Here is an 8,479-nt window from a genome sequence, read left to right as displayed (position 1 = left end):
TGGCGCGGCAACAACAATATCGCTGAGTCGATCTTCGAGCAGCTGCGCTCCGAGCCCTGGCACCGTGCCCGGGTGACGGGCCGCGACACGGACCCGGCGGGCAGTGGCGGAGGCGTGGCATGACGCCGCAGCAGGAGGCGGCGGCCGTGGTGGACGCCGTCCTGACCGACCTGCCCCGTCACCGCGGCGTGGTCGTGGACTCGCCGCCGGGCGCGGGCAAGTCCACGCTGGTGGTCAAGGCCGCGGGGCACATCGCCGAGACCGGCGAGCCGCTGATGATCGTCGCGCAGACCAACGAGCAGGTGGACGACCTGGTGGAACGGCTCGCGGCCGAGCATCCCGATCTGGGGGTCGGCCGGCTCTCGGCGAGCGGCTACATCACGCCCGGCCGCATCCTCGCCCTGCCCAACGTCTCGGTCGCGGGCAAGCTGCCCGATCTGGGGGACCCGGCCGTGGTGATCGCCACCGCCGACAAGTGGGCATGGATCGGCGACCGCACCTGGCCCTGGGCCATCGTCGACGAGGCCTACCAGATGCGTTCGGACAAGCTGCTGCGCATCGCCTCGCTGTTCGAGCGGTCGTTGTTCGTGGGCGACCCCGGCCAGCTCGACCCGTTCTCGATCGTGGACGGCGACCGCTGGGCGGGCCTGTCGTGGGACCCGGTGCAGAGCGCGGTCTCGGTGCTGCTGCGGCACAACCCCGACCTGCCGGTGCACCGGCTGCCGGTCTCCTGGCGGCTGCCCGCCTCGGCCGCGCCCGTGGTCTCCGAGGCGTTCTACCCCTTCACCGGGTTCCGCGCGGGGACGGGCCCCGCCGACCGGTCGCTGGAGTTCACGGTGAACGGCATGCGCACCCCCTTCGACCTGGCGCTGGAGGAGGCGGCCGGGTCTGGCTGGGCACTGTACGAGCTGCCCAGCCGCCACACGGTGCGCACCGACGCGGAGGCCGTGCTGGCGACCGCGAGCCTGGCGACGCGGCTGCTCCAGCGGAGTCCGGTCGCGCACTCCGAGCGCGGCAGCCATCCCGTCACGGCCGACCGGATCGCCATCGGCGCCGCGCACCGCGACCAGGTGGCCGCGATCAGGGCCGCCGGGGTGCCGCCGGAGATCACGGTGGACACCGCCAACCGCCTGCAGGGCCGGGAGTACGACGTGACGATCGTGCTCCATCCCCTCTCCGGGCGCCGCGACGCCACCGCGTTCCACCTGGAGTCGGGGCGGCTGTGCGTGCTCGCCTCCCGGCACCGCCACGCCTGCGTCGTGGTGGCCAGGGCGGGCATTCCCGAGCTGCTGGACGCCCACCCGTCGGCCGAGCCGGTCCAGCTCGGCGTGCCGGTGAAGTTCCCCGACGGCTGGGAGGCCAACCAGGCGGTCCTGGCCCACCTCTCCAAGCACCGGGTGACTCCTGACGACTGACCTCCCACCGGCTGAGAGCGCCTTCCCCGCTCGATGGCGCCGTACGGTGCGGGTCAGATCGTGCGCCGCCAGACGTCGATGGCCAGCACCTGGCGCATGCCCACCGAGAGGTAGAGGTCGAGGGCGGGCGTGCTGTTGTTGGCGTCGACGTGCAGGTAGGTGCCGACCCGCCCGCGACGGGCGTCGTCGGCGAACGCCCCGCGCAGCATGAACCGGCCCAGGCCGCGGCCCCTGAAGGCGGGGAGCACCGCCAGCCGGCGTACGTATCCGCAGTTCTCGTCCCCGAGGAAGGCGTTGGTCCCCAGCAGCATCGCCACGGGCTCGCCGTCGAGGCGGGCGACCGCCAGTTGCGACCAGTCGGTGTTGACCGAGGAGTTCAGCTCGTCGTACCACTCGTCGTAGTCCTTCGGGGCGAACCCGAAGTGGTCGGCGAAGCCGGCCTGCTCCACGGCGTGGCCCTGGCGGCGCACCTCCTCAGTGAGCCCGTCGTGCACGGTCATCCCGGCCGGCGGCCCGGGGCGGCCGACCGGCCCGGTGTGGTCGGCGCGGAGCCGGATGAAGCTGGTGGCGGCGCTGAAACCACGGGCGGCGGCGACGGCGCGCTTGCCGCTGTCCTCGCGGTAGAGACCGATGTCCACCACGGCCCGGTCGTGGCCCAGCTCGGCGGCGATCTGCCCGGCCCGCCCGGTCACGGTGTCCCAGAGCGGGCCGGTCAGCCCCGGCGCGCCGGGGTGCACGACCACGTCGACGTCGACGTTGTCACTGGCGCCCTTGCGGCAGGCCCAGGCCCAGGCCACCAGGCGCCCGCTCTCGTCGTGGACGAGCCAGCCGTCGGACTCCACGTCGAAGGACGAGTCGTTCAGCTGGTCGGCGACGTCGTCGAGGGTCATGTCGGCCTTGCCGATCACCTGGGTGTCGCAGAGCGAGATCAGCTCGTGGATCTCGGGCGCGTCGGCGGCGGAAGGCCGCCGGGTGAGGTACCCGGCGGCGGGGGTGGTCGTCTTCATGCCCCTCATCGTGGCGGGGGCGGGTTGGGAATCGCTGGGTCGGAACTTGGGATCGGTTGTTGACGCCCGCCACGCTGTGGTTCCAGCGAAGGACGGGTCGACCTCGCGACCGAAGCCGGGGTCCGCACCCAAGATCTCTGATCAGTCGAGCACCGGCACCTGAGCCTCGGCCTCCTTGGCGCTCTCGGTGCCGCCGCGCAGCGGGACCTCCTTGATGAAGGCCGCCAGCAGCGGAACCAGGACGGCGAACAGGATCGCCCACCAGAAGACGCCGGAGATGGAGTCGGCCAGCGACTCCAGGAAGCCGATCCGTACTCCCGAGGGCAGCTCGTGCAGGGCTGCCGGGTTGAACTGGGCGCCGCCGGAGGCGAGCTGCTCGCCCGCGGCGCCCAGCTTGCTCTCCAGGTTGGAGGTGAGGCGGTTGTTGAAGATCGCGCCGAACAGCGAGACGCCGAACGAGCCGCCGATGGAGCGGAAGAAGGTCGAGGCACTGCTGGCGACACCGAGGTCCTTCTGCTCGACGCTGTTCTGGGCGATCAGCATGGTGGTCTGCATCAGGAAGCCCATGCCGAGGCCGAGCACCGCGATGAACACGCCGGTCTGCCAGGCGGGTGTGTGGACGTCCATCAGGGAGAGCAGCCACATGCCGATCGCCATGATCGCGCCGCCGAGGACCGGGTAGATCTTGTACTTGCCCGTCTGGGTGATGGCGCGGCCGACGAAGAGCGAGACCACCATGGAGGCGGCCATCATCGGGAGCAGCAGCAGGCCGGAGTTGGTGGCCGTGGCCCCCTGGACCGTCTGCTGGAACAGCGGCAGGAAGTTGATGGCACCGAACATGGCGAAGCCGAGCAGGAAGCCCACACCCGAGATCAGGCTGAAGTTGCGGTCGCGGAAGACGTTGAGCGGCATGATGGGCTCGGCGGCGCGGCGCTCCACCGGGATGAACAGCGCCAGCGTGACGACGGCGAGGGCCACCAGACCGAGGATCTGCGGCGAGTTCCACCCGTAGTCGTTGCCGCCCCAGGTGGTGATGAGGACCAGCGCGGTGATGCCGACCGAGAGCAGGGCGGCACCGAGCCAGTCGATGCGGTGCTCGGTGCGGTACCTGGGCAGCTTCAGCTTGATCGCCAGCAGGGCCAGCGCGACGAACCCGATGGGCAGGTTCACGTAGAAGGCCCAGCGCCAGTTGAGGTGGTCGGTGATGAATCCGCCGACGAGCGGGCCAGCGATCATGGCCAGTGACATCACGGCGGCCATGATGCCCTGGTACTGGCCGCGCTCGCGGGGCGGGACGAGATCACCGATGATGGCCATGGCGTTGACCATCAGGCCGCCCGCACCGAGGCCCTGGAACGCGCGGAACGCGATGAGCTGCATCATCCCGTCGGACGGGCCGCCGAGCATCTCCGAGCCCGCCATGCCGCAGAGCACGGAGCCGATCATGAAGATGACGATGGAGGCGAGGAAGATGTTCTTCCTGCCGTACAGGTCACCGATCTTGCCCCAGATGGGGGTCGAGACGGTGGCGCCGAGCACGTAGGCGGTCACCACCCAGGACAGGTGCGTCAGCCCGCCGAGCTCGCCGACGATGCGGGGCATGGCGGTACCGACGATCATGTTGTCGAGCATGGCCAGCACCATCGCGAGCATCAGGCCCGGTAGCACTACCATGACCTCACGACGCCGCGCCGGTAAGGCCGCGGTCTCCTTCACTTCGCCCCCTAGAAGAGATCTTGCTTACTTGCCGACCGGCTAGTGTCGGATATGCTGGAAATGTAGGCCGCTTACTTGCCGGCCGTCAAGCTGATTTCTCGGTAAGGGAACCATGAGGGAACACGCCGATACCCGGACGCGCATTCAGGACGTCGCCCTGACTCTTTTCGTCGAGCAGGGCTACGAGGCCACCTCGCTCCGCGAGATAGCCGAGGCCCTCGGCGTGACCAAGGCGGCTCTCTACTACCACTTCAAAAACAAGGACGACATCGTCGCCAGCCTGGCCGAGGACCGGGTGCGCGCGGTCGAGGAGCTGATCGCCTGGGCCTCGTCCCAGCCGCGCACCGAGGAGACGCGCCGCGAACTGCTCCGCCGTTACTCCGACGACCTGCACCGGGGCCGGCACCACGAGATCATGCGGTTCTTCGAGCGCAACCAGACCTCGCTCAAGAACCATCCGACGATGGAGAAGACCCGCCACCGGATGCTGGACCTGCTCACCTTCCTCGTCGAGCCGGACGATCCCACCGCCACCCGGCTGAAAAACTCGATGGCCCTGTTCGCGCTGCACGCCGCGTGGATCATCCTCAGGGACGAGACGATCTCCGACGAGGAGCGTCGGGCCGCCGCCCTGGAGGTCGCGCTCGACCTCGCCCGGCGGTGAGCGTGCTCATCGACCCGCCCAACTGGCCGGGTCCACACGCTCTGTTCTGGTCGCACCTGGTCAGCGACAGCTCGACCGGGGAGCTGCACGCCTTCGCGGAGCTGCTGGGCGTGCCGCCCCAGGCGTTCGACCGCGACCACTACGACGTTCCCGAGACCTTCTACGAGCGGGCCGTCGCGCTGGGCGCGGAGGCCGTCTCCTCGCGCGAGCTCATCACCCGGCTCATCGGCTCCGGCCTCCGCCGTCGCAAGGTTCGTCCTGGAATCAGTAGCTCTCGCATAGATTCCGGAACCCCGGGCATGACGCCCCCCTGAAGACATCACCGCACGTCACAAAGGGGATGACATGCCGAACGCCAAGACGATCGCTTTCCTCGTGGCCCCGGAGGGCATCGAGCAGGTCGAGCTCACCGAGCCGTGGAACGCCGTCAAGCGGGCTGGGGCCACCCCAAGGCTCATCTCCACCGAGCGGGGTCAGGTCCAGGCGTTCAACCACCTCGACAGGGCCGACCGGTTCCCCGTGGACGCGACGGTCGAGGAGGTCTCCGCCGCCGACTTCGACGGGCTGGTGCTGCCGGGCGGCGTCGCCAATCCCGACCTGCTGCGTACCGTGCCCGAGGCGGTCGGCTTCGCGAAGGGCTTCTTCGACGCGGGCAAGCCCGTCGCGGCCATCTGCCACGCGCCCTGGACGCTGATCGAGGCGGACGTGGTACGCGGGCGCAAGGTCACGTCCTGGCCGAGCCTCGCGACCGACCTGCGCAACGCCGGTGCGAACTGGGAGGACCACGAGGTCGTGATCTGCACCTCGGGCCCGAACACGCTGATCACCAGCCGCAGGCCCGACGACCTCAAGGCCTTCTGCCAGGCCGCGATCGACGCGTTCTCGGGCTGAGGCGAAGAGTCGCAGGACAGCCGGTCCGCCTCAGGCGGACCGGCTGTCCTGCTGCCATGCCACATTTTTTCATGCACCGAACTTTGCCGCGCCTTTCCGATATCCGGAGTCACGATCAACCATCTCCGGTTAGGACGGAGCGTGCCGGGCAAGCCTTTAGGTGACCGGCTGCGAAAGGAGGACACCGTGGAGGCCACTATCGCGTTGCGTCTGCCGCGTGACGCCGCCAGCGTTCCCGTGATCAGGCAACTTCTCGACGCCTCGCTCCGCGCCCTTGGCGTGGTGTCCCAGATCCGCGAGGACATCCAGCTCATGCTCTCGGAGGCGTGTTCCAACGCCGTCAAGCACGCCACCCCCAGTGACGACTACATGGTCAGCACCGAGCTGTCCAGGGACCGTTGCGTGATCAAGGTGGTGGACGCCGGCGACGGCTTCGACTTCTCGGGCCCCGCCTTCCCCGCCCCCACCTCCGAACACGGCCGGGGCCTGATGATCATGCGCGCCCTGGCCGACGACATCCGTTTCGTCAACAGGCACGAGCGGGGCTCGATCGTCTGCCTGGAGAAGACCCTGCGCTTCGTCAAGGGCGCGCCCGGCCTGTCACTGCTGCTCAGCGAGGAGCTTCAGTTCCAGCAGGGCGTCCCTGAGATAGTCGGTGACGGCCCAGACATCGGGAACCATCTCACGGCAGGCGATCACGCCGACGTCAAGTGAGCCGTCGTAGGAGAAGACCGTGATGTTGAGGCCGCCACTGGCGTCGGTCACCACCGAGACGGGGTAGTACGACAGCAGCCGGGCACCGCTCACATAGAGGGGAAGTTGCGGGCCGGGCACGTTGGAGATCATCACGTTGATCGGGCCCGCGCTGTCAGCGAAGAGGTTGAAGGCCGCCCGGGAGGCCAGGCCGGTCAGCGCGGAGGGCATTATGTCGCTGAGCTCCTGAATCCAGCTGACCGGTGCCAGCGACGAACGATCCTTGATCAGCCGCATCGCGTCACGTACCGCCAGCAGCCGTTCCAGTGGGTCGGCCACCTGCGTCGCCAGTGTGGTGATCATGATGGTGACCTGGTTGCCCACGCGCCGGTCACCGGGGACGCGGAGCGAGAACGGCACCCCCGCGACGAGAGGCTGCTCGGGCAGCGCGTCGTGCTTGATCAGCCACTGGCGCAACGCCCCGGCGCACAGGGCCATCACCACGTCGTTCACCGTGACGCCGAGGGCGTTCTTGACCAGCTTGACGTCCTCCAGCGGCAGGGCGGCGTAGGCGAACCTGCGGTGCGCGCTGATCCTGCCGCTGAAAGGGGTACGTGGGACGGTCATCCGCGGCATGTCGGGCACCTCCGCGGTACCCGACAGGCGGTTGGCCAGTTGCCGGGTGAGCCGCGAGACCAGCCCGGCCCCGGGCACCTGGGAGATCAGGGGGATCTCGTCCAGATGCGGGACGGCGTTGATCAGGAACCGTACCGTGTTGGCCGGGTTGACCACCGCCTTGACGATCCCCCTGGTGACCATCTCCCGCGTGTCGATCCGCTCCTCGGGCTCGGCCGCGGGCGCCATCTCGACCTCGGCGGGCTCGGGGGAGGTGTCCAGCAGGCTGGCCAGCACATCGGCGCCGGTGACGCCGTCGACCGCGGCGTGGTGGACCTTCGTGTAGAGGGCCGTACGGTCGCCGGCCAGACCGTGGATCAGATACATCTCCCAGAGCGGCCGCCGCCGGTCGAGGCAGCGGGCGTGCAGCCTGGCCACCTGCTCACCCAGCTGCTCGTCGCTGCCCGGGCCGGGCAACGCGATCTCGCGCACGTGGTAGTCGAGGTCGATCCTGGAGTCCTCGGTCCAGTACGGATGGTCCAGGCCGAACGGGACGGAGACGAGTCGCATGCGGAAGGGCGCGGCCAGGTGGAGCCGCCGGGCCAGCAGCGACACCAGGTCGCTCCGCGACAGCCTGCCCGACAGGATCGCGAGCCCTCCGATGTTCGCGACGTTCGTCGAGGTCTCGAAATTCAGAAACTGCGTGTCCACCGCGCTGAGCTGCCGCATCGTCTACCTCCGGGAAGTCGTTCCTCCATCCTGCTCCCGTGGTGTCGTCAGAGCCAACGCCGCGAGTGCGACGAGGACGACCACCGACACGATGACCAACGACAGCGGGATGAGCATGAGCACGATGACGACGGTCATGATCTCGCTGATCAACTGCGGCATCGCAGAGCTGTGCCCGGATTGTCCGGCCGTTACACCGCATTCCAGCGACCGAGCTTCAGCGCGAGATGAAGTTCTAACCTGTGGGTTCCGTTCTTGAGGTTGCGGCCGGCCAGCTGCTCGATTCTGGTGATGCGGTAATAGAGGCTGGTGCGGTGCAGGTGGAGCAGCCGGGCGGTCTCCTGGGCGTCTCCCCCGCTGTCCAGGTAGGTCTCCAGGGTGATCAGGAGTGCCGGATGCTCCCGCAGAGCGTCAAGCGGACCGCCGAGCGTGCCAGGGGTACCGGAAGTACCGGCGACCGGCTCGGCGAGCAGCCGGTAGACGCCCAGGTCCGGCCAGTGGGCGACCGGCCGCAGCGCCGGTTCCGCCGCCGCCGCCCTGGCCGCGGCGAGCGCCTCCTCATGTGCCCGTACCGCTGACTCAAGCCCCGGGTGCGGTGCGCTGACCCCGGCGCCCGTGCGGGCCCGCGCGGCCAGCCGCTCTCCCAGCGCCGTCGCGTCCTCGCCACGGTTGAGCAGCAGCACGGCGTGCCGGTCCAGGATCGTGAAGGCCGGCGGCCGGCGCGTCCTGGCCAGCTCCGCGCCGACCGC

At 69.3% G+C, this 8,479-nt stretch carries 10 protein-coding genes; 5 read left to right on the top strand and 5 right to left on the bottom strand.

Annotation, left to right across the window (positions count from 1 at the left end; genetic code table 11):
• The first annotated feature begins 119 nt into the window (after nt 1–119).
• Nucleotides 120–1,415 (top strand): AAA family ATPase, encoded by a 1,296-nt coding sequence (locus ABZ260_RS40360; RefSeq protein WP_355628174.1) that lies wholly within the window; start codon nt 120–122, stop codon nt 1,413–1,415.
• Between the two features lie 53 nt (nt 1,416–1,468).
• On the opposite strand, the gene ABZ260_RS40355 is transcribed toward ABZ260_RS40360, so the two are convergent.
• Nucleotides 1,469–2,422: a GNAT family N-acetyltransferase gene (locus tag ABZ260_RS40355; protein ID WP_355628171.1), complete on the bottom strand. Its 954-nt coding sequence runs from the start codon at nt 2,420–2,422 to the stop codon at nt 1,469–1,471.
• 141 nt (nt 2,423–2,563) lie between these two features.
• On the bottom strand, nt 2,564–4,096 hold the full coding sequence (locus tag ABZ260_RS40350; RefSeq protein WP_355628170.1) for an MDR family MFS transporter: 1,533 nt from the start codon (nt 4,094–4,096) through the stop codon (nt 2,564–2,566).
• A gap of 154 nt (nt 4,097–4,250) precedes the next feature.
• Here ABZ260_RS40350 and ABZ260_RS40345 point away from each other — a divergent pair, with 154 nt between their 5' ends.
• The 4 genes from ABZ260_RS40345 to ABZ260_RS40330 all read left to right on the top strand — a co-directional run bounded on the left by ABZ260_RS40345 (nt 4,251) and on the right by ABZ260_RS40330 (nt 6,407).
• Nucleotides 4,251–4,802, top strand: a complete 552-nt coding sequence (locus ABZ260_RS40345; RefSeq protein ID WP_350927566.1) for a helix-turn-helix domain-containing protein — start codon at nt 4,251–4,253, stop codon at nt 4,800–4,802.
• On the top strand, nt 4,799–5,116 hold the full coding sequence (locus ABZ260_RS40340) for a DUF4031 domain-containing protein (RefSeq protein WP_350963965.1): 318 nt from the start codon (nt 4,799–4,801) through the stop codon (nt 5,114–5,116). The genes ABZ260_RS40345 and ABZ260_RS40340 overlap by 4 nt, the downstream gene beginning before the upstream one ends.
• Before the next feature lie 31 nt (nt 5,117–5,147).
• Complete coding sequence (locus tag ABZ260_RS40335) at nt 5,148–5,693, top strand: type 1 glutamine amidotransferase domain-containing protein (protein WP_350963962.1); 546 nt, start codon at nt 5,148–5,150, stop codon at nt 5,691–5,693.
• A gap of 186 nt (nt 5,694–5,879) precedes the next feature.
• Nucleotides 5,880–6,407 (top strand): ATP-binding protein, encoded by a 528-nt coding sequence (locus ABZ260_RS40330; RefSeq protein ID WP_355628166.1) that lies wholly within the window; start codon nt 5,880–5,882, stop codon nt 6,405–6,407.
• Here the strand turns inward: ABZ260_RS40330 and ABZ260_RS40325 are convergent.
• The 3 genes from ABZ260_RS40325 to ABZ260_RS40315 form a co-directional block, all read right to left on the bottom strand.
• Nucleotides 6,294–7,730 carry a wax ester/triacylglycerol synthase family O-acyltransferase gene (locus tag ABZ260_RS40325; protein WP_355628163.1) on the bottom strand — a complete coding sequence of 479 codons (1,437 nt, stop codon included), beginning with the start codon at nt 7,728–7,730 and terminating at the stop codon, nt 6,294–6,296. The two genes, ABZ260_RS40330 and ABZ260_RS40325, sit on opposite strands and share 114 nt — an antisense overlap.
• A gap of 3 nt (nt 7,731–7,733) precedes the next feature.
• Entirely contained in the window at nt 7,734–7,892 is a 159-nt protein-coding gene (locus ABZ260_RS40320) for a hypothetical protein (protein ID WP_355551853.1), read from the bottom strand.
• Between the two features lie 29 nt (nt 7,893–7,921).
• The coding region (locus ABZ260_RS40315; protein WP_355628160.1) for a helix-turn-helix domain-containing protein at nt 7,922–8,479 on the bottom strand (558 nt) is incomplete at its 5' end.

It is taken from the genome of Streptosporangium sp. NPDC006013, from assembly GCF_040614275.1.
GTDB lineage: Bacteria > Actinomycetota > Actinomycetes > Streptosporangiales > Streptosporangiaceae > Streptosporangium.
The sequence above is the reverse complement of the archived record's forward strand: the minus strand, read 5'-3'. Positions and strand labels throughout refer to the sequence as shown.